This is a genomic window from Streptomyces sp. NPDC028368 (assembly GCF_055565615.1).
In genome coordinates, this window is sequence record NZ_JBVHTY010000003.1 from 169,281 (window position 1) to 194,822 (window position 25,542).

22 protein-coding genes are annotated in these 25,542 nt (G+C 71.6%); 11 read left to right on the forward strand and 11 right to left on the reverse strand.

From position 1 onward, the window contains the following. The 5 genes from ACZ4S3_RS07820 to ACZ4S3_RS07840 all read right to left on the reverse strand — a co-directional run. On the reverse strand, nucleotides 1–532 hold a 532-nt coding region (locus ACZ4S3_RS07820), incomplete at its 3' end, for a nucleoside triphosphate pyrophosphatase (RefSeq protein ID WP_467927887.1). Between the two features lie 70 nt (nucleotides 533–602). Further along, complete coding sequence (locus tag ACZ4S3_RS07825; RefSeq protein WP_467927891.1) at nucleotides 603–2,090, reverse strand: peptidoglycan D,D-transpeptidase FtsI family protein; 1,488 nt, start codon at nucleotides 2,088–2,090, stop codon at nucleotides 603–605. 141 nt (nucleotides 2,091–2,231) lie between these two features. After that, nucleotides 2,232–2,360: a morphogenic membrane protein MmpB gene (gene mmpB, locus ACZ4S3_RS07830; protein ID WP_467927896.1), complete on the reverse strand. Its 129-nt coding sequence runs from the start codon at nucleotides 2,358–2,360 to the stop codon at nucleotides 2,232–2,234. Between the two features lie 249 nt (nucleotides 2,361–2,609). After that, the gene (locus ACZ4S3_RS07835) at nucleotides 2,610–2,822 is read right to left on the reverse strand and encodes an acyl-CoA carboxylase epsilon subunit (RefSeq protein WP_467927900.1); all 213 of its coding nucleotides are present in this window, start codon (nucleotides 2,820–2,822) and stop codon (nucleotides 2,610–2,612) included. 14 nt (nucleotides 2,823–2,836) lie between these two features. Continuing rightward, the gene (locus ACZ4S3_RS07840) at nucleotides 2,837–4,444 is read right to left on the reverse strand and encodes an acyl-CoA carboxylase subunit beta (RefSeq protein WP_467927903.1); all 1,608 of its coding nucleotides are present in this window, start codon (nucleotides 4,442–4,444) and stop codon (nucleotides 2,837–2,839) included. A gap of 131 nt (nucleotides 4,445–4,575) precedes the next feature. Between ACZ4S3_RS07840 and ACZ4S3_RS07845 the strand changes: the two genes are divergently transcribed. From ACZ4S3_RS07845 to hutH, 5 genes are all read left to right on the forward strand, one after another. Beyond that, on the forward strand, nucleotides 4,576–5,442 hold the full coding sequence (locus ACZ4S3_RS07845; RefSeq protein WP_467927908.1) for a biotin--[acetyl-CoA-carboxylase] ligase: 867 nt from the start codon (nucleotides 4,576–4,578) through the stop codon (nucleotides 5,440–5,442). Nucleotides 5,443–5,681: 239 nt separating this feature from the next. Beyond that, a complete protein-coding gene (locus ACZ4S3_RS07850) occupies nucleotides 5,682–6,827 on the forward strand; it encodes an adenylate/guanylate cyclase domain-containing protein (RefSeq protein ID WP_467927913.1) in 1,146 nt (381 codons plus the stop codon). Between the two features lie 188 nt (nucleotides 6,828–7,015). Then, nucleotides 7,016–7,810, forward strand: a complete 795-nt coding sequence (locus ACZ4S3_RS07855; protein ID WP_467929624.1) for an enoyl-CoA hydratase/isomerase family protein — start codon at nucleotides 7,016–7,018, stop codon at nucleotides 7,808–7,810. Between the two features lie 231 nt (nucleotides 7,811–8,041). Beyond that, nucleotides 8,042–9,130 (forward strand): GGDEF domain-containing protein, encoded by a 1,089-nt coding sequence (locus ACZ4S3_RS07860; RefSeq protein ID WP_467929628.1) that lies wholly within the window; start codon nucleotides 8,042–8,044, stop codon nucleotides 9,128–9,130. 103 nt (nucleotides 9,131–9,233) lie between these two features. Then, complete coding sequence (gene hutH / locus ACZ4S3_RS07865; RefSeq protein WP_467927918.1) at nucleotides 9,234–10,778, forward strand: histidine ammonia-lyase; 1,545 nt, start codon at nucleotides 9,234–9,236, stop codon at nucleotides 10,776–10,778. Here hutH and ACZ4S3_RS07870 read toward each other — a convergent pair. After that, entirely contained in the window at nucleotides 10,759–11,091 is a 333-nt protein-coding gene (locus ACZ4S3_RS07870) for a hypothetical protein (protein ID WP_467927921.1), read from the reverse strand. The two genes, hutH and ACZ4S3_RS07870, sit on opposite strands and share 20 nt — an antisense overlap. A 107-nt stretch (nucleotides 11,092–11,198) precedes the next feature. Between ACZ4S3_RS07870 and ACZ4S3_RS07875 the strand changes: the two genes are divergently transcribed. The 3 genes from ACZ4S3_RS07875 to ACZ4S3_RS07885 all read left to right on the forward strand — a co-directional run bounded on the left by ACZ4S3_RS07875 (nucleotide 11,199) and on the right by ACZ4S3_RS07885 (nucleotide 14,630). Next, nucleotides 11,199–11,537 carry a hypothetical protein gene (locus ACZ4S3_RS07875; protein WP_467927923.1) on the forward strand — a complete coding sequence of 113 codons (339 nt, stop codon included), beginning with the start codon at nucleotides 11,199–11,201 and terminating at the stop codon, nucleotides 11,535–11,537. 321 nt (nucleotides 11,538–11,858) lie between these two features. Next, on the forward strand, nucleotides 11,859–13,139 hold the full coding sequence (locus ACZ4S3_RS07880) for a L,D-transpeptidase (RefSeq protein ID WP_467927927.1): 1,281 nt from the start codon (nucleotides 11,859–11,861) through the stop codon (nucleotides 13,137–13,139). Between the two features lie 282 nt (nucleotides 13,140–13,421). Next, nucleotides 13,422–14,630, forward strand: a complete 1,209-nt coding sequence (locus ACZ4S3_RS07885) for a DUF2786 domain-containing protein (RefSeq protein ID WP_467929631.1) — start codon at nucleotides 13,422–13,424, stop codon at nucleotides 14,628–14,630. 73 nt (nucleotides 14,631–14,703) lie between these two features. On the opposite strand, the gene ACZ4S3_RS07890 is transcribed toward ACZ4S3_RS07885, so the two are convergent. The 4 genes from ACZ4S3_RS07890 to ACZ4S3_RS07905 form a co-directional block, all read right to left on the reverse strand. Then, nucleotides 14,704–16,071, reverse strand: coding sequence for a lanthionine synthetase C family protein (locus tag ACZ4S3_RS07890; RefSeq protein WP_467927931.1), 1,368 nt, complete (start codon nucleotides 16,069–16,071; stop codon nucleotides 14,704–14,706). Continuing rightward, nucleotides 16,068–19,478 carry a lantibiotic dehydratase gene (locus ACZ4S3_RS07895; RefSeq protein WP_467927934.1) on the reverse strand — a complete coding sequence of 1,137 codons (3,411 nt, stop codon included), beginning with the start codon at nucleotides 19,476–19,478 and terminating at the stop codon, nucleotides 16,068–16,070. The genes ACZ4S3_RS07890 and ACZ4S3_RS07895 overlap by 4 nt, the downstream gene beginning before the upstream one ends. A gap of 279 nt (nucleotides 19,479–19,757) precedes the next feature. Further along, nucleotides 19,758–19,904, reverse strand: a complete 147-nt coding sequence (locus ACZ4S3_RS07900; RefSeq protein ID WP_467927937.1) for a hypothetical protein — start codon at nucleotides 19,902–19,904, stop codon at nucleotides 19,758–19,760. 697 nt (nucleotides 19,905–20,601) lie between these two features. Then, on the reverse strand, nucleotides 20,602–21,339 hold the full coding sequence (locus tag ACZ4S3_RS07905; protein WP_467927941.1) for an SDR family oxidoreductase: 738 nt from the start codon (nucleotides 21,337–21,339) through the stop codon (nucleotides 20,602–20,604). Between the two features lie 210 nt (nucleotides 21,340–21,549). Between ACZ4S3_RS07905 and ACZ4S3_RS07910 the strand changes: the two genes are divergently transcribed. Beyond that, nucleotides 21,550–22,377, forward strand: coding sequence for a helix-turn-helix transcriptional regulator (locus tag ACZ4S3_RS07910; protein ID WP_467927944.1), 828 nt, complete (start codon nucleotides 21,550–21,552; stop codon nucleotides 22,375–22,377). Between the two features lie 136 nt (nucleotides 22,378–22,513). On the opposite strand, the gene ACZ4S3_RS07915 is transcribed toward ACZ4S3_RS07910, so the two are convergent. Beyond that, a complete protein-coding gene (locus tag ACZ4S3_RS07915) occupies nucleotides 22,514–23,191 on the reverse strand; it encodes a GAP family protein (RefSeq protein ID WP_467927949.1) in 678 nt (225 codons plus the stop codon). A 255-nt stretch (nucleotides 23,192–23,446) separates the two neighbouring features. Here ACZ4S3_RS07915 and ACZ4S3_RS07920 point away from each other — a divergent pair, with 255 nt between their 5' ends. Both ACZ4S3_RS07920 and ACZ4S3_RS07925 read left to right on the forward strand, forming a co-directional pair. After that, complete coding sequence (locus ACZ4S3_RS07920) at nucleotides 23,447–24,037, forward strand: hypothetical protein (RefSeq protein ID WP_467927953.1); 591 nt, start codon at nucleotides 23,447–23,449, stop codon at nucleotides 24,035–24,037. 125 nt (nucleotides 24,038–24,162) lie between these two features. Next, complete coding sequence (locus tag ACZ4S3_RS07925) at nucleotides 24,163–25,515, forward strand: Dyp-type peroxidase (RefSeq protein WP_467927958.1); 1,353 nt, start codon at nucleotides 24,163–24,165, stop codon at nucleotides 25,513–25,515. The last annotated feature ends 27 nt before the right edge of the window (nucleotides 25,516–25,542 follow it).

Genomic DNA, 25,542 nt, shown 5'->3' on the forward strand with positions numbered 1-25,542 from the left:
AAGGGGCCGAGCGGCCGTCGAGGGTGAAGGCGCCCGCGACGAAGAGCGGTTCGCCGCTTTCGACGTAGGCGGCGATCTCGGTGTCGCTGGGGTCGCCGAAGCGGACGGTGGTGGCGGCGGTGGCGGAGACCTCGCGGCCCGTCGCCGTATCGATGACGCAGTGGCCGGTCTGCAGGATGCCGGAGCGGCCGCGCATGGACTTCCAGCGGGCGGTGGCGTCCTCCGCGTCGGCGGGCTTGCCCAGGGCGCGGCCGTCCAGTTCCAGGACCGAGTCGCAGCCGATGACCAGCGCGCCCGCCGTCTCCGGGCGGGCGGCGACCGCGGCGGCCTTCGCCTCGGCCAGGACGCGGGCCAGCTCGCCGGGCGTGGCGGCGGTCAGCGCGTCCTCGTCGACGCCGCTGACGATGACCTCGGGCGCCAGCCCCGCCTGCTGGAGCAGGCCCAGGCGGGCGGGGGACTGGGAGGCGAGGACGAGGCGGCGGGCGCGCGGGTCGGGCTCGGGGTGGTGGTGGAGGTGGGGCGCAGAGGTCATGTCCGCCATCGTACGGAGGACGGGGCGGGGCCTGCGCGCCGCTCCGGCTCCCGGACTTCTCCAGGAGTCCTCAGGACTTCTTCAGCACCGCCTCCATGACCGCCTTCGCGATCGGGCCGCCCAGTTTGCCGCCCGCGATCTGCTCGCGGGGGATGTCCATGTCCTTGGGGTCGACGAAGACGGCCACCGCGACCGGCGAGCTGCCGTCGCTCTGCTTGGCGTAGGAGACGAACCAGGCGTAGGGGCGTTCGTCGTTGACGTTCGCGCCGTGCTGGGCCGTGCCGGTCTTGCCGCCGACCGTCACCCCGTCGATCTTCGCCTTTTCGGCGGTGCCGTCCGAGACGGTGTACTCCATCATCTCCTGCACCTTCTTGGCGGTGTCCTCGGAGACGGCCTGCGGGTCCTCCGGGTTCAGCGGCGTCGGCTCGAACTTCTCGAGGGTGGACATGCCGGGCCCCTGCAGCTCGTCGACCATGTACGGCTTCATCACCTTGCCGTTGTTGGCGATCCCGGCGACGACCATGGCCATCTGGAGCGGGGTGCTGGTCAGGCTGCCCTGGCCCATGCCGGTCAGCGCGGTCTGCGGCTGGTCGAGCTTGGCGGGGTAGCCGCTGGCGACGGACCGGACGGGGGTGAACTGCTCTTTGTTGAAGCCGAACTTCTCGGCCGTCTCGCGCATCTTGTCCGTACCCAGCCTGTGGGCCGCGTCCAGGAAGACGTTGTTGCAGGACCACTGCATGCCGGTCTTCATCGAGGCCTTGTCGCAGGGGGCGCCGACGACGTCGTTGCCGACCTGGGTGTGGGTCTGGGGAAGGGTGTACGGGGCGGGGGCGCCGGAGGAGGCGTTGATGTCGGTGACGGCGCCGTGTTCCAGGGCCGCGGCCGCGGTGAGGATCTTGAAGGTGGAGCCGGGCGGATAGATCTCGCGCAGCGCCCGGTTGTTCATCGGCTTGCTCTTGTCGGCGTCCAGCGCCAGGTACTTCTTGCCCTCCGCGAGGGACAGGCCGGCGAAGGAGGACGGGTCGTACGACGGGGTGCTGGCCAGCGCGAGGATCCGGCCGGTGCGCGGGTCGAGGGCGACCACGGCGCCGCGGGCGTGCAGGTCGGTGAGCCCCTTGTAGGCGGCCTTCTGCGCCTTCTCGTCGATGGTGGTGATGACGTCGCCGCCGCGCGGCTTCTCGCCGGTCAGGATGCTTTTCGCGCGGTGGAGCAGGAGCCGGTCGTCCTTGCCGCTGAGCACCTTCTTGTAGACGCCCTCGAGCATGCTCTCGCCCTGCGCCTGCGAGGCGTAGCCGGTGATCGGCGCGTACATCGGGCCGTACTTGAAGGTCCGCTTGTACTTGAAGTCGCCGTCGGTCGCCACGGAGCCGGTGACCGGTTTGCCGCCGACGATGATGTTGCCCCGCGGGTAGGAGAACGCCTCGATCTTGACGCGGCGGTTGTACGGGTCGTCGGCGAGCTCGTTGCCCTTGACGAACTGGACCCAGGTCACCCGGCCCAGCAGGGCGAGGACCAGCACCCCGCAGAAGACGGCTATGTGCCGCAACGGTCTGTTCAACGCTTCCCCACTCCCCGGGGGCCCGCCGGTCTCCCGCGTCCGAACGCGCCGGTACGTGCCCGAATTGCACTCTTCGGGGGAGAAAGATGCGCGAGAGGCGGCCGAGGTTCCCTACCGGACGGTCCCCGGGCCGGCGGAGCGCTATCTCCAGGCGATCAGGAACATCAGACTCACGGCGGCTATGGCGAGCACGATGCCCATCCGGCGGAGCTTTTTCTGCGCCTCACGCAGCTCCTCGGGCGGCTCGTCGGGCGGGTCTGACCACAGCATGCAACCGATCCTGCGCCCGTCGTGGCGGCGGCGCCTGAGTACGCGTACTCAGGCGCCGCGGCGCGAGGGACTAGTCAGTGCACAATGCACCGATCCTGCGGGGGAGGCTGCGGGGCGGTGCGACGCACCTCACACCGGCCGCGCCGCGGGATCCGCGGTAACCCATCGACACGTCGAACGGCCACCGCGACCACAGCGTCAACAGCAACCGACAACGGCTCCTGCCCCGGCTCACCCCGACGTACGGAATCAGTGCGGCCAATAGCTGGTGCGCCAGGCGCGCGGCCCCGGGTGCGGCACCCGGGAGCGGGCCGGGATCGTGGACGCGGGGTCCGACCACTCGTTCCCGGGAGCCTCTCCCGTGGGGGCGGCGGCAGCGGCGGCCACCGCCCGTGCCCGGACCACCGCCAGTGCGGCGGCCAGCTCCTCGGGCGTGGGGTTGCCCCGTACGACCTTGATCATCGTGGACCGACCTCCTAGAGCGGGATGTTGCCGTGCTTCTTCGGCGGCAGCGCCTCGCGCTTGTTGCGCAGGGTGCGCAGCCCGCGGACGATGTGGCGGCGGGTCTCGGACGGCATGATCACCGCGTCGACGTAGCCGCGCTCGGCCGCGACGTACGGGTTGAGCAGGGCGTCCTCGTACTCCTGGATCAGCTCCTGGCGGCGGGCGTCCTGCGCGGCCGGGTCCTCGATCGCGGCCAGCGTCCGGCGGTGCAGGATGTTGACCGCGCCCTGCGCGCCCATGACGGCGATCTGGGCGGTCGGCCAGGCGAGGTTGAGGTCCGCGCCCAGGTGCTTGGAGCCCATGACGTCGTAGGCGCCACCGAACGCCTTGCGGGTGATGACGGTGATCAGCGGGACGGTCGCCTCGGCGTAGGCGTAGATCAGCTTGGCGCCGCGGCGGATGATCCCGTCGTACTCCTGGTCCGTTCCCGGCAGGAAGCCCGGAACGTCCACGAATGTCAGCACCGGGATGTTGTAGGCGTCGCAGGTGCGCACGAACCGCGCGGCCTTCTCGCTGGCGTTGATGTCCAGGCAGCCGGCGAACTGCATCGGCTGGTTGGCGACGATGCCGACCGAATGCCCCTCGACGCGGCCGAAGCCGGTGAGGATGTTCGGCGCGAACATGGCCTGGGTCTCGAGGAATTCGTTGTCGTCCAGGACATGCTCGATCGCAGTGTGCATGTCATACGGCTGGTTGGCCGAGTCCGGGATCAACGTGTCCAGCTCACGGTCCGCGTCCGAGACCTCCAGATCCGCCTCCTCCGGGAAGGCGGGCGGCTCGGAGAGGTTGTTGGACGGCAGGTAGGACAGCAGGCCCTTGACGTACTCGATGGCGTCCTTCTCGTCGCCCGCCATGTGGTGCGCCACACCGGAGGTGGTGTTGTGCGTACGGGCGCCGCCCAGCTCCTCGAAGCCGACATCCTCACCGGTGACGGTCTTGATGACGTCGGGGCCGGTGATGAACATGTGGGAGGTCTGGTCGACCATCACGGTGAAGTCGGTGATGGCCGGGGAGTACACCGCGCCACCCGCACACGGGCCGACGATCAGCGAGATCTGCGGGACGACACCCGACGCATGCACATTGCGGCGGAAGATCTCGGCGAACAGGCCGAGCGCGACCACGCCCTCCTGGATACGGGCCCCGCCGCCGTCGTTGATACCGACGACCGGACAGCCGTTCTTCAGCGCGAAGTCCATCACCTTGACGATCTTCTCGCCGTAGACCTCGCCCAGCGACCCGCCGAAGATCGTGAAGTCCTGCGAGTAGACGCAGACGGGACGGCCGTCGACGGTGCCGTAACCGGTGACGACACCGTCGCCGTACGGACGGTTCTTCTCGATCCCGAAATTCGTCGACCGGTGCCGCGCGAACTCGTCCAGCTCGACGAACGAGCCCTCGTCCAGAAGCAGACCGATGCGCTCACGCGCCGTCAGCTTCCCCTTCGCATGCTGCTTTTCCACCGCGCGGGCGGATCCGGCATGCGTGGCCTCTTCGACCCGCCGCTGCAGATCCGCCAGTTTGCCCGCGGTGGTATGGCTGCCTGAAATGTTCAAAGCGGTTGCTTCCGGTTCGGACATCGGGATGCGGCTCCTGCTCGTCCTGGACTGGTGCTCGTACTGAGGGCGGTACGGGTGTGGCTACCGACTCGTAGCGTATCGGCGGGACTGCTCTGCGGCACTGCGTCGTTGACCACACCTAGGCTGGCCCCATGACGCCTCAACCACCGGGAAACCAGGACAAAGACGCAGGCCGCTGGTCCGATCTGGAACGCCCGCCGCTGAGCGAGCCCGCCCTGCGCCGGGCCCTGCTGCGCCCCGGATCGCTGTGGACCTCCCTGGACGTGGTCGCCGCCACCGGCTCCACCAACACCGACCTCGCCCGGCGCGCGGCCAAGGGGGAGGTGGCCGAGGGCGCCGTCCTGATCGCCGAGGAGCAGTCGGCCGGCCGCGGACGGCTGGACCGCCGCTGGTCGGCGCCGCCGCGCTCCGGGCTCTTCTTCTCCGTCTACCTCACGCCCCGCGTCCCGATGGCGCGCTGGGGCTGGCTGCCGCTGCTCACCGGCGTGGCCACCGCCGCCGCCCTCGCCCGCTCCGCAGGCGTCGATACGACGCTGAAGTGGCCCAACGACCTCCTCGTCACGGTGGACGGCGCCGAGCGCAAGACCGGCGGCATCCTCGCCGAACGCGCCGGGGACGGCGTCGTCATCGGTATCGGGCTGAACGTCTCCCTCCGCGCCGGCGAACTGCCGGTGCCCACCGCGGGCTCGCTCGCGCTGGCGGGCGCGCGCAGCACCGACCGGGACCCGCTGCTGCGCGCCGTACTGCGCTCGCTGGAGCACTGGTACGCCAAGTGGCAGGACGCCGTCGGCGACCCCGCGGCCAGCCGCCTCCAGGAGGCCTACGCGGCCGGCTGCGCGACCCTGGGCCGCTCCGTACGGGCCGAACTGCCCGGCGACGCCGAGCTCCTCGGCGAGGCGGTGGCCATCGACGGCGACGGCCGGCTGATCCTGGCGACCGCGGACGGAGTGCAGCAGCCGGTGGCGGCGGGCGACATCGTGCATCTGCGGGCGACCTGAGAGGGCGGCGGCTCCGGGCCGCCGGGTGAGGCGCGGCGCGGCGCTCCCCGCCAGGTCACGGCGGCCCTCGGCGCACCCCGGCGCGCCGGGGTGAAACCGCCTCTTCCGTGGTCAGCGGCATCATGTGAGAGTGAGCCAGAGCACACCTGCCGTATCGTTGGGGCGGTCCGCCGTGGAGCGGGCCTTGGGCGAGAAGTGATCGGAAGGGCAGTGCGCAGGGACCGGACAGGGAGCATGCGGTGACCGCCGACGACTCGGGCGCCGCCCCGACGAGCGACGAGGCCACCGGCCCGGACGACGAGGTCACCGGCCCGGACGACGAGGCAGCCGCTTCGCCCGACGGGCCCCTCGCCATCCGCCTCGAACAACTCATCCTCGGCGCCGACCGCCGCTACACGCCGTTCCAGGCGGCCCGTAGCGCCGGCGTCTCGATGGACCTCGCGGCCCGCTTCTGGCGCGCCATGGGCTTCGCCGACATCGGCCAGGTCAAGGCGCTGACCGAAGCCGATGTGCTGGCGCTGCGGCGCCTGGCCGGTCTGGTCGAGGCGGGACTGCTGAGCGAGGCGATGGCCGTACAGGTCGCCCGCTCCACCGGCCAGACCACCGCCCGCCTCGCCGACTGGCAGATCGACTCCTTCCTGGAGGGCCTGACCGAGCCCCAGGACACCGGTCTGACCCGCACCGAGATCACCTATCCGCTGGTCGAGCTGCTGCTCCCCGAGCTGGAGGAGTTCTTGGTCTACGTCTGGCGGCGGCAGCTGGCCGCGGCCACCGGCCGGGTCGTCCAGGCCCAGGACGACGCCGAGATGGTCGACCGCCGGCTGGCCGTCGGCTTCGCGGACCTGGTGGGCTTCACCCGACTGACCCGCCGCCTGGAGGAGGAGGAACTGGGCGAGCTGGTGGAGGCGTTCGAGACCACCTGTGCCGACCTGGTGGCCGCGCACGGCGGCCGACTGATCAAGACGCTCGGCGACGAGGTCCTCTTCGCGGCCGATGACGCGGGCACCGCGGCGGAGATCGGGCTGCGGCTGATCGAGACCATGACCCACGACGAGACGATGCCGGAGCTGCGGGTCGGCATCGCCTTCGGCACGGTCACCACCCGGATGGGCGATGTCTTCGGTACGACCGTCAACCTGGCCAGCCGGCTCACGTCGATAGCGCCCAAGGACACCGTGCTGGTGGACGAGGCGTTCGCGGAGGAGCTGGGCCGTACGGGCGAGGCGCCGGTCTCCGAGGCGGACGCCGCGGCCGCGGAAAAGGCCGCCGAGGAAGGCACCGGCGAGACCCCGCCGTCCTACCGCTTCGCCCTGCAGCCGATGTGGCAGCGGCCGGTGCGCGGGCTGGGCGTCATCGAGCCCTGGCTGCTGAGCCGCCGGGGCTGAGGCCGGCCGGTGGGCGGACGGGGCTGTTCGCCGTCCCCTACGGCCCCTTCCTGCTCGTACGGCCCCACCTCTTCGTACGGTCGCCCCTCCTGTTCGTACGGCCCCGTACCTGAAATGATCCTGCCGGTCAGGTCAGGTCAACGGTCGTTAACCGGGAGGGCTGTATGGAGGGCTGCGTGGACGGCGAGATGCGGCGGTTCGGCGAAGAGGGCTGGGTCGCAGTCGAGCGGCACGGCTTCGTGGCGGAGCTGGTCATGGACCGGCCCAAGGCCATGAACGCGGTCTCCACGGCGATGGCCGACGCGCTGGCGCAGGCGTGCGCCGAGCTGGCCGCCGACAGGTCCGTACGGGCCGTGGTCCTCAGCTCCACCCATGAGCGGGCGTTCTGCGTGGGCGCGGACCTCAAGGAACGCAACTCCTTCTCGGACGCCGACCTGATGCGCCAGCGCCCGCGCACCCGGGCCGCCTACACCGGGGTCCTGGAGCTGCCGATGCCCACCATCGCCGCCGTGCACGGCTTCGCGCTGGGCGGCGGCTTCGAGCTGGCGCTGGCCTGCGATCTGATCGTCGCGGACGGCAGCGCGGTGGTCGGGCTGCCGGAGGTGTCGGTGGGGGTCATCCCCGGCGGCGGGGGCACCCAGCTGCTGCCGCGCCGGGTGGGTGCCGCCAGGGCGGCGGAGCTGGTGTTCACCGCGCGCCGGGTGCCGGCCGCCGAGGCCGCGGAGCTGGGGCTGGTGGATCAGCTGGTCGCCGAGGGGGAGGGCCGGGCTCAGGCGCTGGCGCTGGCGGCCCGGATCGCCCGTAACTCGCCGGTCGGGCTGCGAGCGGCCAAGAAGGCCATGCGGCTGGGGCACGGCCTGGACCTGCGGGCGGGCCTGGAGCTGGAGGACGGCGCCTGGCGCAGCGTGGCGTTCTCCGGGGACCGGGCGGAGGGCGTGGCGGCGTTCAACGAGAAGCGGGACCCCAACTGGCCGGGGGAGTGACCCGGCGCCGCCCCTGGGCCATTGAGCGCAACCAGCAACGGCTCCTGCCCCGGCCCACGCCGCCGCGGGGTGCGCCGCTCGATGCAACACGACCTGAAAGGGGCGAAGAGGGTTAAACATTCCTACGCTGTAGTACAGGGTGTGCTCACGGTGACGGAATGTGAGGATCCGGTGACGGGCGAGGCCGACGGCGATGTGAGGCTGCGGGCAGTGGTGGAGCTGGCGCAGGCGATGGCGGCCGCGCACACGCCACGCGAATCGGCCCGCGCCGCCGCCCTGGGTGCGTGCCAGGCCCTGGGCGGCTCGTTCGCGGCGATCTCCACCTGGGAGCGCGAGCTGGGCACGCTGCGCGTACTGGTCAATGTCGGCGAACTCGCCGCGGGGGAGCGGGAGTTCCCGGACGACGAGACGTACCCGGTGCACGAGTTCCCGGAGATCGTCGGCTTTCTGTCCGCACAGGGGGCCGGCGGCGGCGAGGTCGGCGCCTGGGTGGAGACCGCTGAGGGGTCGTACGGCGAGGGCCACGGCAACCCTCAGCGGGTGGCCGCGCTGCGCCGGCGCGGGCGCGGCTGCTGTGTGGTCGCGCCGCTGGTGCTGCACGGACGGGCGTGGGGCGAGCTGTATGTCGCGCGGCGCACCGGGGAGCCGGTCTTCGGCCGTCCGGACGCCGATTTCGCCACCGTGCTCGCGGCCGTGACGGCCGCCGGGGTCGCCCAGACCGAGCGCCTGGCGGAGGCCCGCCGGCTCGCCTTCACCGACGCGCTGACCGGTCTCGCCAACCGCCGCGCCGTGGACCTGCGGCTGGACGAGGCGCTGGAGCTGCACCGCCGGCACGGCGCGGTGGTCAGCCTGGTGGTGTGCGATCTCAACGGGCTGAAGGCGGTGAACGACTCGCAGGGCCACGCGGTCGGCGACCGGCTGCTGGAACGGTTCGGCTCGGTGCTCTCCCTCTGCGGCGCGATACTGCCCGGCACTCTCGCGGCCCGGCTCGGCGGCGACGAGTTCTGTCTGCTCTCGGTCGGTCCGTCGTCCGACGAGGTGGTCAAAGTGGCGGGTGAACTGTGCGTGCGAGTAGGGGAGTTGGACCTCGGTGACGGGGTCGCGGTCGGGGTCGCCTCGACCGGTGACCCGATCGGTCCTGTGCACAGCGCCCGGCGCCTCTTCCGGCTCGCGGATGCGGCGCAGTACCGCGCCAAGGCGGCGCGGGCGGGCGAGCCGGTGATCGCCGGGCGGCACGGCGGCCCCGACGATCCGGTCGTACGGCTCGCGGACACCCCGGAGCCGCGGCGGGGGCCGGAGCGGCGGCGGTTCCGGCGGTGAGGCGGTGGCCCTGCGGTCGCTCCGGGTAAGGGGTGAGTCCGTAATCTGGTGGTGACACATCCGGTCGTGACATCCGGCGATTCAGTCTCTAGGGTGCCTGAATATGGATATGCACACTGTGGTGCTGGGGACGTCCGGCACAACCGCACAGGACGTCATCGCGGTGGCCCGCGGTGAGGCCCGGATCGAGCTGCCCCAGGAGACCCTGGCGGCCGTCGCGGCCTCCCGCGCCTTCATCGACGACCTCGCCGCCAAGCCCGAGCCCGTCTACGGCGTATCGACGGGCTTCGGCGCCCTGGCCGTACGCCACATCAGCCCCGAGCTGCGCGCCCAGCTCCAGCGCAACATCGTGCGCTCGCACGCGGCCGGAATGGGCCCGCGGGTCGAGCGCGAGGTCGTCCGCGCGCTGATGTTCCTGCGCCTGAAGACGCTGGCCTCGGGCCGTACCGGCGTGCGCCCGGTGGTCGTCGAGACGATGGCCGCGATACTCAACGCCGGCATCACGCCCGTCGTCCACGAGTACGGCTCGCTGGGCTGTTCCGGCGACCTCGCGCCGCTCTCGCACTGCGCGCTGACGCTGCTCGGCGAGGGCGACGCCGAGGGCCCCGACGGCGTCGTACGGCCCGCCGGCGAGCTGCTGGCCGCCCACGGCATCGCACCCGTCGAGCTGCGCGAGAAGGAGGGCCTGGCCCTGCTCAACGGCACCGACGGCATGCTCGGCATGCTCGTCATGGCCTGCGCCGACCTCACCCGGCTGTTCACCTCCGCCGACATCACCGCGGCCCTCTCCCTGGAGGCGCTGCTCGGCTCGGACCGGGTCCTCGCCCCCGAGCTGCACGCCATCCGCCCGCACCCCGGCCAGGCCGCCTCGGCCGCCAACATGCTGAAGGTGCTGGCCGGTTCGGGCTTCACCGGCCACCACCAGGACGACGCCCCGCGCGTCCAGGACGCCTACTCCATCCGCTGCGCCCCGCAGGTCGCCGGCGCCGGCCGGGACACCCTCGACCACGCCCGCCTGGTCGCCGACCGCGAGCTGGCGTCGGCGGTCGACAACCCCGTCGTCCTCCCGGACGGCCGCGTCGAGTCCAACGGCAACTTCCACGGCGCGCCGGTCGCCTACGTCCTGGACTTCCTCGCCATCGCCGCCGCCGACCTCGGCTCCATCGCCGAGCGCCGTACCGACCGCCTCCTGGACAAGAACCGCTCGCACGGGCTGCCCGCCTTCCTGGCCGGTGACCCGGGCGTCGACTCGGGCCTGATGATCGCCCAGTACACCCAGGCCGCCCTGGTCAGCGAGCTGAAGCGGCTGGCCGCGCCCGCCTCGGTGGACTCCATCCCGTCCTCCGCGATGCAGGAGGACCATGTCTCGATGGGCTGGTCGGCGGCGCGCAAGCTGCGCACCGCGGTCGACAACCTGACCCGGATCATCGCCGTCGAGCTCTACGCCGCGACCCGCGCCATCGAGATGCGCGACGGGCTGACGGCGGCCCCCGCCACCCTCGCGGTGCTGGACGCCGTACGGGCCGCGGGCGTCGAGGGGCCGGGCGAGGACCGGTTCCTGGCGCCCGACCTGGAAGGCGCGTATGCCTTTGTACGGGCCGGAAAGCTGGTCGAGGCCGTGGAGTCGGTTACCGGGAAGCTGGCCTGACGGAGCGTCGGGTGGAATAGCCGACCAGCCCCGCACCGAGCGTGAGGCAGGCGGCGCCGCCGACCACATACGGCGTGGTGTCGGGGGAGCCGGTGTCGGCGAGGAGGCGTTGCGGGGCGGCGGTGTCCCGGGTGACGGTGGCCGCCGCCCGTGCGCCGGCCGCCTGTCCGGGGCGGGCCGCCGCGGCCGCCCGGGGGCCGGAACCGGTCGCTCCGCCGTCCTCCACACCGGCGTGGGCGGACGGTACGAACCACAGGGCGAGCAGTACCGAACCCGCGGCAGCGGCGGTCAGCAGTGGTCGTCGTGCGGTCACCGGCGATCCTCCTTGCGGGTGCGGCGAATTGGCCGTTGACCGCAGATGTTAGTGACCGCCGCGGGTCGCGGGGAAGTCGGGACGCGTACGTGCTTACCCTCCGTCTCATGAGCAATGGTGAGACATCACGTTTTGTGCGGCTTCATGTCGAACTGGTCATGGAGATCACCGACGCCGGCCGGCTGACCGGCGCCGCCCTCGACCACGTCGGCGGCGATCCCTCCCTCCCCGACGATCAGCGCCAGCAGGCGCTGGACACGGTCCGCGAGGACCCGGCCGAGGCGCTGGCGCATCTGGTCGACCCGTTCGATCTCGTCACGGCCGTGCCGGGCACCGAGCTCGCGCACGCCTCGTGGAGCAGTGAGGAAATGACCGACTACGACCCGGACGCCGAGTGGGACGCGGCGGAGTGGGATCTCGCGGACGACGCGGCCGGGGAGGCCTGAACCGGGTCCCGCCCCCGCCCCCGCGCCCACTCGTATCCCGCCCCGGTTCGCGCTTGTGTAACCGACCTCATATCCATCTCGGCCCCCGTATGTCACCTTTCATACGGGGGCCTCCTACATGGGTGAGAACGTCTGAGTTGCATCCAGTTTGTGTGGCCTCCGCCACATTCTTCGCAGGTGTGGAACACGGTCAAAAGGAACAGACGTTCATAAGGCGTCGGCCGGAATGCCTGCGTCCACACATCGACAGCTCAACTGATCGGCTCACTGATCGCTTCACTGATCGACTCATCGACTCGGGAGTTCTGGGGTTCGGTAGTAATGGAGATACGCGTGACAACGGACAGTAATCGTCGCAAGGGCGTCATAGCCGGCGCCGCACTGCTCGGGGGTGTCCTCACCCTCGCGGCATGCGGCGGCGCCAACGGTGACAGCGGCGGCAGCCACGCCGCGAAGAAGCCCGAGCACGAGAACTCCCAGCAGGTCGATGCCGCGGCCGCCAAGGAGGCCTCGCAGGCCAGGATCGAGATCGCGCCCAAGGATGGCGCGACCGACGCCGGCATCAACAGCGACGCCAAGGTGACGGCCGACGGCGGCAAGCTCACCGACGTCACGATGACCTCCGTGAACGCCGGGACCACCGTCGCGGGCACGACGTCCCCCGACGGCTCCTCCTGGAAGCCCGACACGGCGCTGGCCCGCTCCACGACGTACAAGATCACCGCCCATGCCGTGGACTCCAAGGGACGCAAGGCGGTCGAGAACTCCACCTTCACCACCGTCTCCCCGACGAACAGCTTCATAGGCAGCTTCACGCCCGAGGACGGCTCGACCGTCGGCGTGGGCATGCCGGTGTCGGTCAACTTCGACAAGCCGGTGGAGAACAAGCAGCGCGTGGAGTCCGCGATCAAGGTCGCGTCCAGCAGCAATCAGCAGGTCGTCGGCCACTGGTTCGGCGACAAGCGGCTGGACTTCCGCCCCAAGGAATACTGGAAGCCGAACTCCCAGGTCACCATGCAGCTCGGCCTGAACGACGTCGAGGCCTCGCCGGGCGTCAAGGGCATCCAGAACAAGACCGTCAGCTTCACCGTCGGCCACTCGCAGGTCAGCACCGTCGATGCCAAGACACATCAGATGACCGTGGTCCGCGACGGCAAGCAGCTCGGGACCGTTCCGATCTCGGCGGGCTCCAAGGACCACCCGACCTACAACGGCAAGATGGTCATCTCCGAGAAGTTCCAGCAGACCCGGATGAACGGCAACACGGTCGGCTTCGCCAAGAAGAACGGCAAGGGCGAGTACGACATCCCCGACGTGCCGCACGCCATGCGCCTGTCCACGTCCGGCACCTTCATCCACGGCAACTACTGGGGCAAGGGCATCTTCGGCCACGCCAACACCAGCCACGGCTGCATCGGTCTCGAGGACGTCCGGGGCGCCGGTGACCCGGGCACCGACGCCGCGTGGTTCTTCCAGAACTCGCAGATCGGTGACGTCGTCGAGGTGACCCACTCCGGGGACAAGACCATCCAGCCGGACAACGGCCTCAACGGCTGGAACATGGACTGGTCCCAGTGGGTCGCCGGTAGCGCGGTGCAGTAACCGGTCCACCCGAAGTGACCGGCGCCCGGTGATGCCGTAATTGCGGCATCACCGGGCGTTGTCGCTGTGTACGGTGCGCCGCCGGGACACCGACAGCGCGGTCCCCGAGGCGGGGATCGCCCCCCGAGGCCGGCCGCGACCGCCCGGCCAACGGCCGAGGAGCGCCGGCGGGACCGCCGTCCGTACCCTGACCGGGTGACGGAGCACGGCAGAAGCACAAGCGGCGGACGACAGGGCCGGAGCGGGCGGGCGGCCTCGGAGGCCGATGAGCTGGTCGGGAGCGTGCTCGGCAGTGTCCGTTACGCGGCGGACGGGCCGGCGGCCGAGGACGCCATAGAGGCGGGCGCCTCGATGCTGGCCGCGGCACCGGCCGGCTGGGAGGCGGTGAGCGCGGCGGTGGTCGCGGCCGCCGCGGCCGGGGTGGCGCAGTGCTGGGCGGGCGGCTGGCACCCCGCCGACCTGGAACGTTTCCTGCGCCGCGAGGCGACCGGTGCGACGCCGGCGGTGCTGGTCGTGGACGCGATGGCGGCCGAGGCGGCGCGCTCCCCGGCCGCCGGGTCCCGGCGCGGCACCCGCTGGGCCGAGCAGCTGCGGCGGCTCGGCGCCGAAGTCTGGTGGGAGTCCGACCGCGGCTACCTCGACGCGCTGGCCGGGCGCCGTCGTACCTCCCGCTTCGAGACCGCGTACGACGTCCTGTCGGCCCTGCGCGCCCTCGCCCGGGTGCCGCGGATCACCCCGCTGCCGACCCCGCCCCCGGCGCCCGCCGCACCGGCCGGGGGCGCGGCCGCCTCCCGAGCGCTCGGGCGTATCCGCGGCCTGCTCGCCAAGGCCGAGGCGACGAACTTCGCCGAGGAGGCGGAGGCGCTGTCCGCCAAGGCGCAGGAGCTGATGGCCCGGCACAGCATCGACGAGGCGCTCCTGGACAGCGCGGCCGGCTCCCGGGGCGGGCCGGCGGGCGGTCCGTCGGCGGTCCGCATCGGCATCGAGGGGCCGTACGAACAGGCCAAGGCGCTCCTCCTGGACGCCGTCGCGGCCGCCAACCGCTGCCAGGCCGTCTGGGCCGCCGACATCGGCTTCTCCACCCTCGTCGGCTTCGAAGGCGACCTGGAGGCCGCGGAGTTGCTCTACACCTCGCTCCTCCTCCAGGCCACCGGCGCGATGCACCGCGCCGGCGACGCCCACCATGCCCGCGGCCGCTCCCGCCGCACCCGCGACTTCCGCCAGACCTTCCTCGTCGCCTACGCGGACCGCATCCGGGGCCGCCTGACCGAGGCCACCGCCGCCGCCACGGCCGCCGCCACCGCCGAGTCCCCCGACGCGGCCCCCGGCCTCCTCCCGGTCCTCGCCGCCCGCGAACTGGCCGTCGAGGAGACCACCGGCGCCCTCTTCCCGGACACCGCCCCGGTCCGGCTGCGCGGCGTACGGGACGCGGACGGCTGGTACGAGGGGAGGGCCGCGGCGGACCGGGCGCGGCTGAGGGACGGCGGCTGAGGGGCGGCTGAGGGGCGGCTGAGGGAGCTGCCCCCGCAGGCCCCTGCGGCCCCCCGGCGGGAGCCCGCCGTCGTCAGCTGAGCAGCAGGGCCGCGTCCCAACTCGTGTGCGGTGTCCGGTCGGTGGCGTAGGTGTGCAGCGCGAGGGCGACCCCGGCCGCGCCTTCGAGGAAGCCGGCCCGGTGGGGTGCGAGACAGCGGCCCGCGGCGGCGTCCTGGCGGAGGCCGGCCCGGTATCCGGGGCGCTCGTAGTGGAAGCCGAAGGGGAGCGCCGGATCGTAGGCGTCCAGGACGGGCGCGGCCAGCGCGGGAAGCAGCTCGTTCAGGCGGCGGTCGCCGCTGTCGTGGGCCATCCGCCAGGTGATGTGCAGCAGCCCGGCCCAGCCGTGGCACAGCGAGCAGTCGGTGGCCGGCGGCGGCTGCCGGGTGAGCGCATCGTCCAGCGCCCGGACGGCCGCGCGCTGCCAGTCGGGCCGGCCGAGCGCGCGGCCGGCGAGATACAGCGCGCGGGACACGCCCGGCGTGCCGTAGCACCACGCCACCATGGTGTCGTCGACGGCCGGGGTCCGGGCGCCCGAGACGAAGTCGTCGAAGCCCACCGCGCCCGGCCACAGCCCGCCGCTCAGCCTGAATGTCAGCAGATGGCCGGCGATCCGCGCGATGGCCTCCTCCTGGCCGGGCACCCGCACGCCGCCCTCCCAGCCGAGGGCGAGCAGCGCCAGCGGGCCGCAAATGCCGTGCGCGAGGCCGAGGTTGAGATGTCCGCGGGTGAACCGGGGGTGCGGTTCCACGGCGGGCTGGGTGGCCACCCACCAGCCCGGCACGGTATGGCCGTGGACGGTGACCGGCCGGGCGAGCCGGACGAAGTAGGCGAGGGTGTCGGCGACCAGTTGGGGTGCGGCGCCGCGCAGGAGCAGATGGCGCGCGAGCCCGGCGGCGCCCGCGATGGTGTCGTACGCGCCGATGCGCGCCCCGGCCCGCCCCGCGTCCAGCCGGGCGCTCTCCTCGGCGAGCAGGGCCCGCAGCTGTGCGGCCACCAGGGCGTCCAGCTGCCCCAGGAGCTTGGCGTAGTCCTCCGGCTCGCGGCGGGCCGCATGCGCCGCGAAGGCCAGCGCGGGCACGCCCCCGAACAGGCACCCGCCGCTGGACGAGGGCAACTGGCGGGCTGCGGCGGCCAGATGGGCGTGCGCCGCCGTCCGGTGTTCCGGTGCGGCTTGGGACAGCTCGGCGAACAGTAGCGCCACGCCGGGGTGCCCCTCGGCCAGGCCGAGCCCGTACCAGGGAGGCTCCGGCGTCGCCCGGCCCGGATGGAAGTCCACATTGCCCGGCGCGGTGGCGGCCGCCACGACCCGCCCGGGGTCGGCGAGCCGCTCGGCCAGCTCGGCCACGATCCGCCCGGCCCGCTCCCGCATCGTGTCCCGGGCCGCTGCGGCCACCGTCATCGCATCCTCCTGCGTCGGTCCTGATGGGCCTGTACGGCGCCCCGGGCGACGGCGAGCGAGGCCGCCTCGGCTTCCCGGTCGATGCCGATGAGCCTGTTGTGGTGCATATGGAAGAGGGACGGCAGCACCTGCGCGGGCGTCGCCCACGCCCGGTCGCCGAGCCGCCGCAGGGTGTCGCCGTAGGCCGTCACCTGCGGCGCGTGGCGCTCCCATACCCGCAGCAGCGCCGCACCGCCGGGGTGTGCGCGCAGCGCGGCCCAGTCGCCGAACGGGTCGATGAGCGCGACGGCCGTACGGCGGCGCCGCTGGAATTCGGGGTGCCGCTCCCCCTTGGGGAAGGTCCGCAACAGCCAGTCGACCCAGGGGGGTTCGCCGCTGTCCGGGGTGCGGAGACCGGGCCACCGCGCCGCTGTCCGGACGTAACCCGCCGCCGCCAGGATCACCGGATCCAGCTCCAGCCGGCCGCTCTCGACCAGGGCCAGCGTCTCGATGACGGCCCGGCTGTCGGCGTGAAAGGCGCGTTCGGCGGCCGCCATCGCCCCGGGGCCGCCGTACCGCTCCAGCTCCGGCTCGTACGTGTCGAGCGACAGCCGCTGGATCAGCCCGTGCCCGCGCAGATCCGCCGCCCACCGGTGCAGGCCGGGCAGCACCTCGGAGGCGAGTACCTCCGGCGCGCCGTGGAACCGCAGCCGCAGCTGGTGGGCGCGTTCGCGATACCGGAGGAAGAACCAGCGGTCCACGGCCGCGGGCAGGGCGTTCGCCAGCCGGGGCAGATGGGCCGCGAGGAGTTCGTCGTGGCGCTCGGGGGCGCTGTGCACGACGGCGTAGAGCCATGCACCGCCGGGGAGGTGTTCGGTCAACTCGCGGCGTACGAAGGCCGGTTGGCGAGGAACGGGGTGCCGTTGGGGAGCGGCGGCGAGGGGGGCGGGCCACCGGGTCGTCGCCGATGACCGCGTCACCAGCGGGAACACCAGCTCATTACGGTGCGCACCGCCGGGCCCGACCAGCCACCCCGTCCCCTCCGGCCCGGCGTCGGCCACCTCGAACAGCACCGCCTCCGGGCGCCGCCCCACCTCATGGCGCAGCAGCCGCAGATGCGACGGCTCGCTCAGCCGCAGCTCGATCCGCAGGTCGAAATAGGCGAGGGTGACCCGCTCGGGAACCCGCCAACGCGCCTGCCAGTCCGCTACCGCCGCCCGCCACCGCGCGAACGGCGCCTCCTGGTCCCGTACCGCATCCGACGGCCGCCAGCGCGCCGGCGTCAGCACCGACCGCCCGTAACGCACCCGGGGCGTGTACGGCAGCCCCTCGGCCGCTCCCCAGTCCCACGGCCGCCAGCCGCGCACCCCGCTGCGTGGGACCTCGCTGAGGAAGCGGGCCACATTGGGCGCGAAGGCATGGGTGTTGAGCAGATGGAAGACGGCGGGGACGATCTCCCGGCCGTCGCCGCGCCGCACGACGAACAGCCGGTGCCGGTCGGCCCGGACCGCGAGGTCGTCCAGGTCAAGGTTCGGGTGCAGGTCCGTGTCCGTGTCCGGGTCCGGGTTCGGGCCCGTGTCCGGGTTCGATGTCAGATCCGGGGTCAGGCCGTCTGCCGGCCGGTCGGCATACACCCCTACGGGCAGCTGGTGGGCGAGCAGCCGGGGCGTCTGCGTGACGTTGGCGCCGCGGCCGTGGCAGGCCTGGAACATGAGCTGGGCACGCAGCGCGTCCGGGGCCATCGCCTCGGTCCTGGGCAGCGCGGCCAGCTCCGCCAGCGCCGACCGGTCCTCCTCGGAGAGCAGATGCGCGAACCGGCCGAAGGTCGCCCCGGCCATATCGGACGCCGAGTCGATCACCAGCCGGAAGTCCCCGGCCTGCAGCGCGCCGGGCGAATCGGCCGCGAGACGGGTCATCAGCTCCAGCGCCGGGGGCGGGACGCCGTCGTCGCGGGCCAGACGCCGGACGAAGGGGTGGTCATCGCTCAGCATCACCTCAGGCATCGCTTCGGGCGACGCGTCCGGCGCCGCCCCGGGCCCGTCGGCCGGCGTGGCCTCCTGGGCCAGCCGCAGCAGCAGCCGGTCGCGTTCGGTGTCCGGGCGGGGCGGCGGCAGGGGCGGCCGGTGGCCCGGCGGCTGCTGATAGCCGGCGGGCGCGCCGAGCCCCGCCTCGGGGTCCAGCAACTCCTTGACCGGAACGGCCCGTTCGAGGCCGTAGCGCTCCACGAATTCCCGGTGGTACTGCGCGATGGGCGACGCCTCCGCCGTCTCCGGCGCGATCCGCCACAGCAGCTCCGCGGCCCGCTCCGCCTCCGCTGCGACGGTGGCCGGCAGCCGTACGTCCAGGTCCAGAGCCAGGTCCACCTGGACCAGCCGCGAGACGTCGTGCAGACGCCGCATCCGGCCGGTGACGGCCTCCCAGGCGGCGTTCCCCTGCCCCACGGGAAGCTGAGCGTATGCGGCCAACTGCCGCCCGATGGCACGCATTTCGGCGAGCTCGGGAAGGTCGGCGAGCTCGGGAAGGTCGGCGAGCTCGGGAAGGTCGGCGAGCTCGGGAAGGTCGGTGAGCTCGGGAAGTTCAGGAAGATCGGGAAGGTCGGAGCCGCCGGGAGACGCCGGCCGGGATGACAGCGCCGCCGCCTGCGCCGCCAACTGCGCCTGCGCCTGTGCCGACGACAGCACCCGCACCACATGACCCGTCGGATCGGCCGTGTCCCCCGGCGGTCGCAACTCGGTGAGCAGCATCTCCTTCTCCACCAACTGCTCCAGCAGCCGGGTGACCACACCCTCCGCCGCCTGCGGGAAACGCTGCCCCAGATGATGCGCCAGTTCGCCGTACGGCACCGGGGCACGGGCCAGCTCCACCGCCGCGCGAACTGCCGCGGTGTGCCGGACACTCACCTCCCGGACCGTGCCCCGGGCCGCTCCGGGACCGGACCCCGCACCGGCCCCCGCCCCCGTACCGCTGTCCGGCACATACGGCAGCACCAGCCGCCCGCCGCGCGCGAAGCACAGATTGTTGGCGACCACGCGAAGGTGGCGCAGCACCTCTGGCCGGCGCTCCCAGTCGGTGACCAGCGCCGTGAGCCAGCCCCGTTCCGGGCGGGCGCTGCGCCGGTGCCCGGTGCCGAAGCGCACCTTCGCCTCCTGCGACCCGTCGGCGATCTCCGCCATCGCCACCCCGGCCATCAGCCCGAAGGGAGTGGCGCGGGTCGCCATGCGCAGCCGATACGCGGTCAATGCGCGCACCGCCCGCCGCAGATCCGCAATACGCGCCGTCCGCTGCCCGCCCAGTGCCTCGTCCCAGCGGCGCGCCAATGACGGACTGGAAACCGCAATCGCCTCCCGCAGCACGGGGTCGGCCGCCATGTCGCTCAGATATTCGGTCAGCCGGTCCGTCTCGTCCGCGGCGCCTTCCGGAATATCCAAGCCGCGGGTATCCGCCGCACGCGACGCCGGATGAATAGCTGCCCGTAATAAAGCGAATCCCGCGCAGGAGAACAATGCCGCCCCCTTCACAATCACTTCCTCTGCCCTTTACCCCTGACGGCTTCATTTCGGCCGCCGCCCACCGGTTCCCGCCGGCCGGCCAACCCTCTTCCTGCTCCGCCTCTTTCCGCCCTTCCGCCTTTTCGTCTCCCCCTTCCTGCCGGGGGCGGGCACCCCTGCCCGTACGTGGCACGGGCGCCCGCCCGATGTCCTGCGGCCTCAGGGGCAGCAGCAGATGGTGCTGGTGAACGTGCAGGTGAGCTCCGTATTCATGGCGACGGCCGCGCCGTCCCGCGGCGCACCGAACGAGGTGGCCCCATCGGCGACCTCCTTCACGTCCAGGTCGAAAACGTCCTGCGATTCCATACTGAGCAGATCAACCGGCATGACACATCCCTCTCTCTGGCTTCTCTTGCTGGCGTCTCTCGATTCTCCGGCTTCCCGGATTTCCCTGACCGGCTTCCCTGACGCCGAAATAAGCCGTGGCCGGGAAGAGGAGAGCCGACCCGCCCTCATCTCCCCGGCCACCGGAATTCAGTGGGCCCCGGTCGCATATGACAGCCTCGATGTGCGGCTACGCGCCCGTCAAGACCTCACCGCGAAAAAGTCATGTCGAATGAATGGCTAAAATTCCGACCTGGCCGAATACTCTTCCTTGCACAGGTGAAGCACTCGGGGCGGCGGATATCCCCTACGTGGCGGCTCTCGATATACGGCCGCGGCCGCCCGCCAAGCAAATTCGTTTCTGCTCTCCCCGGGCGCGATCACGGGCCTTTCATGCCGGCCCGTACGCAAGGAAAAGGTGTGCACGAGAACGTACGGACTCCACACCCAGTTCGATCCGTTCCGGCCAGCAGCGCGACGCCCGGCAAACGGCGATCCCCTGGTGATCGCCGCCCGCGACCGGTAAGGCACGCTCCCGCTGCCGGTACCCGGCCATCGACGCAGAACGAGGCGTCCATAGCCGGCTTGCCCAAGGTATTCACCCCGTGTCGGAAGGGGTGTGCGTGGTTCGCCGGCCTGGCAGAGGACGAGCAGCGCCGGGGGCGGAGGCGGACAGGGGTCAGCTCTGGGCGGTGGGACGGACGACGATCTCGTTCACGTCGACCGTGGCGGGCTGTTCGATGGCGAACGCGATGGCGCGGGCGATCGCGTCGGGCGGTATCGCGATATGGTCCCGCATCCTCGTGATCTCCGCTCTGACCTGGCTGTTGGTGGACGCCTCGGCGAAATCGGTGGCAATCGCACCGGGCGAGACGGTGGTCACCCGCAGGGAGTTGCCGGCCTCCTGACGCAGCCCTTCGCAGATGGCCCGGACCGCCAACTTGGTGCCGGCGTAGACGGCCATGGCAGGGGCGACGCGAAAGGCGGCCGTGGAGGCGGTGGTGACGAAGTGCCCGGTGCCCTGTGCGCGGAAGACCGGCAGCGCGGCGCCGATGCCGTGCAGCACACCTTTCACGTTGACGTCGACCATGTGGTCCCACTCCTCGACGCGCAGATCATCGAGAGGCGAGATCGTGCCGACCCCGGCGTTGCAGACCAGGACGTCCAGCCGGCCGAAGCGCTCACCGGCCAGCGCGACCAGGGCGTGCAGGTCGTCCTGCCGGGTCACGTCGGTGCGGATCTGTACGGCCGCGCCGCCCGCGTTCTCGATCCGCGTCACCAACTCCGCGAGGCGCTCGGTCCGGCGTGCGCCCAGCACGAGCCGCGCGCCCCGTTCGGCGAGCAGCAGCGCGGTCGCCTCGCCGATGCCGCTGCTGGCTCCCGTGATCGCCACCACTTTGCCCTCGATTCCGGACATGAGGACATCCTTTCCCTTTTCGGTACCGATGGTCCGAGGTCCGGGAGCAGCGGCCCGTGGTCGAGCGTCGGAGCCGCTGCTCACCGGACGGCCGGGTGCCGATGTGGCCATGCTAGGCCGCCGGCACGGTCACGGCCGGTGCTCCTGTACGAGTCTCCGGGAGATTTAGCCTGGTATCCAGAACGTACTTATTCTGGAACTGAGGGTTCTATGACACTGCAGTCGGACCAATGCCGTCAGCTGGGTGCGTTCCTGCGCAGCCGGCGGGAGCGCCTCACCCCGGACGAGGTCGGCCTGCCTCGGACCATGCGCCGTCGGACTCCAGGGCTTCGCCGGGAGGAACTGGCATTGCTGGCCGGGATCAGCGCCACCTGGTACACGTACCTGGAACAAGGGCGGGAGATCCGCGCCTCCGAACAGGTGCTGACCGCTCTGGCCGAGGTGCTGCGGCTCGACCGCCACGAGCGCGCCCACCTTCTCCAGCTCGCCGGTCACGCGACCGCGGCCGAACCCGGGGAACACGAGCCCCTCACGGCCGGGGCGGCAGCCGTGCCGTTGTTGCTCCAGCCGAACCCGGCGTACATCATCGGCGGCAACTACGACGTGCTCAGTCACAACCGGGCGGCCGACGAACTGTTCCCGAGGCTCATCGACAACACGGCGGAGCGGCCGGCCAACTTCGTCCGCTGGGTGTTTCTCGAACCGGTGGCCCGGGACGTCCTGGTCGACTGGGAACCCGAGGCACGCGGCCTGCTCGCCCGACTCCGGACGCAGGCCGGACGCCATCCCGCCGACCCGCGATACACCCGGCTGATCGAGGAGTTGAACGAGGGCAGCCCGCAAGCGCGGGCTTGGTGGCGCCAGTACGACGTGCAGGCTCGGCACAGCGGACGCAAACGGCTACGGCACCAGGCACGTGGACCGGTCGAGTACACGTACACCGCATTCCACCTGGCCGAACAGCCGGACCAGACTCTGGTGGTCTACGTCGACAGCGGTGAAACGGCCGCCGCTGACCCGGTCGTGCCCGGCAGATGAAGGAGAGACCGGCGGCAGCACGAGCGACCGCACGCTCCGGCCAACTGCCGAAATCAGCCGCCTGATGCCAGAGATGGGGTACGTCGTGGCCGGGGCGGGCTCGGACGGACCGCACCGCCACGCGTGGGAATCCCTGTCAGGAGACGAGGACGGAGATGCCGTCTCCGAGCAGTTTCAACCCGAGAACGAAGAACAGGACCGCCATCACGGCGACATTGTGCTGGGCTGCCCAGTCTTTCCAGTTGCCGAGCGTGGTTTTCGCTCGCTCTCCTCCCAGGAGGAAGACTCCCAGTGGCGCCAGCAGGCCGAGGGTGGCGATCAGGACGAAGATTGCCAGCGACGCGATCTGCTGCCCGACCGGCAGTCCGGCTGAGCCGATCGAGGCGCCCGCGGCGATGGTCAGCGGGGCGTTCTTGGCGTTGAGCGCGGCCAGGGCCAGTCCGAGGCCGAAGACCTTGACCGGTGTGAGGCGGTCGATTGCGCCCATCCACTTCGGCAGCCGGGCCTGCGAGGGATCCTTCGGTCGCCGGTGCCACTGCCGGGTGCCGAAGAGGACGAGGAACAAGCCCAGAGCGAGCTTGAGAGCTCCCACCCAGGTGGCCGGGTGATGGTGGGCGGAGGCACCTGCAGGGGAAGCGATCGCCAGCATCACCGCACCCAGCGCCGAGAGTCCCAGGATCCAGCCGACGGCGAACAACTGTCCGTTGAGACGTCCCCGAGGCGTGGCGAGGATGAGAATGATGGCGATGATCGGGAGCGGGCTGATCGCGACGCCGGCCGCAAGACCCAGCACGTCACCGAGAACTTTGCCCATGGTTACCTCCAAGGGGCAGGGCGGCGATCGGGTCGAGCAGGGCTTGGCGGCAGAGGGTGCCCGGGAGGACGACGACCGACTCGGGACACCCCGTTCCATCTTCCTGCGCCTTTGCGGATCTGTCCTCGGGAGCTCCGCAGGGCCGAAGATGCGAGGCAGTGCACGTGCAGTCAGGATGAAGTGGTGGGGGCGATGGCGCCCCGTATTCGGGCGCTGGGCGACCCTCGCACCAATCCGTGGCAGGAGAATCTCACGATGACTGCGACGACAGGTGCAGCCCCATCAGCTCACCCCGAGCGGCCAGGCAGGTCGGATGGGGTCAGCAGCGAGTTCACCGTATTTACCAAGATCAAGCCGGGCGAGGCCGATGCGCTGCGTGAGGATCTCACCTGGCTCGCCGATGCGACGGCTAACGAGAGTGTCCATGCGGCGGTGCGCCAGATCGGCACTCTGCATGACGCACGGCACGTGATCTTCGACAACGACACCCGGTTCATGTTCGCCAGCGTCTTCGACGGCTCCTGGGACACCTACATCGACGACTTCGCCAAGACGGTGGTCGGGGACCGCTTCGACAAGGTCTTCTCGCACAGCGAAGGGTTCCCCGGCATCAAGGATCCGGGCGTGAAGGACTGGTTCGTCTCCCAGCAGGAGCCCGCGGGGGTCTTCGTCAGTGCCTATCCCGATCTGACCGTTCAGCAGATCTACAAGGACCAGCGCGTGGACGACGCGTTCCAGGAGGTGCTGGACACCCCCGAGTTCCGGGCGGCGCTGGACAACCCGGCCAACGCGGAGTTGGTGGCCACGCCGGCCTTCCAGAAGCTGCTGGAGGAAGCCTCGGCCTAGGCCCCGGGCACAGCTGACCCTCAGAGCCGACCCGCCGACCCACCATCGGGGGACCACGTCGGCGGGCGCACACCAGTCGCTGCGGGGCTGCCCAGCCAGAGACCGATGCGGAGGCAAAAGCGAACATGAACACGGCGGACAGCAGCAGCGCAGCCGGCCTGCGCGTCGAGATCGACGACGTCCAGAGCGGGGCACTGCGTCCACGGCCCGTGCCCTACGAGGGAAAGTTCGTTTTCCTGCGCGTCGATGACCGCCACGCCGGGCGTGCCCTGCTGCGGCGGCTGCTTCCGGTGACCTCGGGTGGCCTGCCCGGCGCGGACCGGAGTCAGGATGCCTGGGTGGCGGTGGCGTTCACCTACCAGGGGCTGAGGGCCCTGGGGGTGCCCCAGGAGTCACTGGACAGCTTTCCGCAGGCGTTTCGTGAGGGCATGGCCGCTCGCGCGGAGCTGATCGGCGACGTGGGCGAGAGCGCCCCGGCCCACTGGGAGACCCCGTTCGGCACGGGCGATGTCCATATCGCGTTGAGCGCCCTCTCCTCCGACGCGGCGCAGCTGGACCGGGAGCTGGAGCGGACCCGTGTCGCCTACGAGGACACGCCCGGTGTCCAGGTGATCTGGCAGCAGGAGGTCCACCAGCTCCCCACCGGGCGCACCACCTTCGGCTTCCGCGACGGCATCAGCCAGCCGAACATCGAGGGCGTCGGCCTGCCCGGCTCCAACCCGCAGGAAGTCCCCATCAAGGCAGGCGAGTTCATCCTCGGCTACCCCGACGAAACCGGCAATCTGCCGCCCATGCCCAGCCCCGAAGTGCTCGGGCGCAACGGGACCTACGCGGCCGTGCGCAAGGTCCACACCAACGTGGCGGCCTGGCGCCGCTACCTGCGCGCGAACACCTCCAGCGCCGAGGAGGAGGCACTCCTGGCGGCGAAGATGGTCGGGCGCTGGCCCAGTGGGGCGCCGCTGGCCCTGACGCCGGAGCATGATGACCCGGAGCTGGCGGCCGATCCGCACCGCGTCAACAACTTCCTGTACCGGGAGAACGACGACCGGGGTTTCCGGTGCCCTGCCGGTGCGCACATCCGGCGCATCAACCCCCGCGATTCCACCATCATCGGCGACGCACGGATGCACCGCCTCATCCGCCGCGGCACCACCTACGGCCCGCCGCTGCCCGAGGGCGTGCTGGAGGACGACGGCGCCGACCGGGGCCTCGTCGGCGTCTTCATCGGAGCCCACCTGGAACGGCAATTCGAATTCATCAAGGCTGAATGGATCAACGACGGTAACTTCATCGGCCACCCCGGCGAGAAGGACCCGGTAGCCGGGCATCACGACGGAACCGGCAGCGCCACCATCCCGGAGAAACCGGTCCGGCGCCGCCTCCAGAACATGCCCAGCTTCGTCGCCACCCGAGGCGGCGAGTACTGCTTCGTGCCGGGCCTGCGTGCCCTGCGCTGGCTCGCCGAACTGGAGGACTGACGGCAATTCCGGAATTCCTGCCGCTGA

Coding starts and splice junctions, on each gene's coding strand:
- mmpB (WP_467927896.1), bottom strand. CDS start 2,360: ATGCTGTGGTCAGACCCGCCCGACGAGCCGCCCGAGGAGCTGCGTGAG.
- ACZ4S3_RS07835 (WP_467927900.1), bottom strand. CDS start 2,822: ATGATCAAGGTCGTACGGGGCAACCCCACGCCCGAGGAGCTGGCCGCC.
- ACZ4S3_RS07840 (WP_467927903.1), bottom strand. CDS start 4,444: ATGTCCGAACCGGAAGCAACCGCTTTGAACATTTCAGGCAGCCATACC.
- ACZ4S3_RS07845 (WP_467927908.1), top strand. CDS start 4,576: ATGACGCCTCAACCACCGGGAAACCAGGACAAAGACGCAGGCCGCTGG.
- ACZ4S3_RS07855 (WP_467929624.1), top strand. CDS start 7,016: ATGCGGCGGTTCGGCGAAGAGGGCTGGGTCGCAGTCGAGCGGCACGGC.
- ACZ4S3_RS07860 (WP_467929628.1), top strand. CDS start 8,042: ATGGCGGCCGCGCACACGCCACGCGAATCGGCCCGCGCCGCCGCCCTG.
- hutH (WP_467927918.1), top strand. CDS start 9,234: ATGGATATGCACACTGTGGTGCTGGGGACGTCCGGCACAACCGCACAG.
- ACZ4S3_RS07875 (WP_467927923.1), top strand. CDS start 11,199: ATGAGCAATGGTGAGACATCACGTTTTGTGCGGCTTCATGTCGAACTG.
- ACZ4S3_RS07880 (WP_467927927.1), top strand. CDS start 11,859: ATGGAGATACGCGTGACAACGGACAGTAATCGTCGCAAGGGCGTCATA.
- ACZ4S3_RS07890 (WP_467927931.1), bottom strand. CDS start 16,071: ATGACGGTGGCCGCAGCGGCCCGGGACACGATGCGGGAGCGGGCCGGG.
- ACZ4S3_RS07900 (WP_467927937.1), bottom strand. CDS start 19,904: ATGGAATCGCAGGACGTTTTCGACCTGGACGTGAAGGAGGTCGCCGAT.
- ACZ4S3_RS07905 (WP_467927941.1), bottom strand. CDS start 21,339: ATGTCCGGAATCGAGGGCAAAGTGGTGGCGATCACGGGAGCCAGCAGC.
- ACZ4S3_RS07910 (WP_467927944.1), top strand. CDS start 21,550: ATGACACTGCAGTCGGACCAATGCCGTCAGCTGGGTGCGTTCCTGCGC.
- ACZ4S3_RS07915 (WP_467927949.1), bottom strand. CDS start 23,191: ATGGGCAAAGTTCTCGGTGACGTGCTGGGTCTTGCGGCCGGCGTCGCG.
- ACZ4S3_RS07920 (WP_467927953.1), top strand. CDS start 23,447: ATGACTGCGACGACAGGTGCAGCCCCATCAGCTCACCCCGAGCGGCCA.
- ACZ4S3_RS07925 (WP_467927958.1), top strand. CDS start 24,163: ATGAACACGGCGGACAGCAGCAGCGCAGCCGGCCTGCGCGTCGAGATC.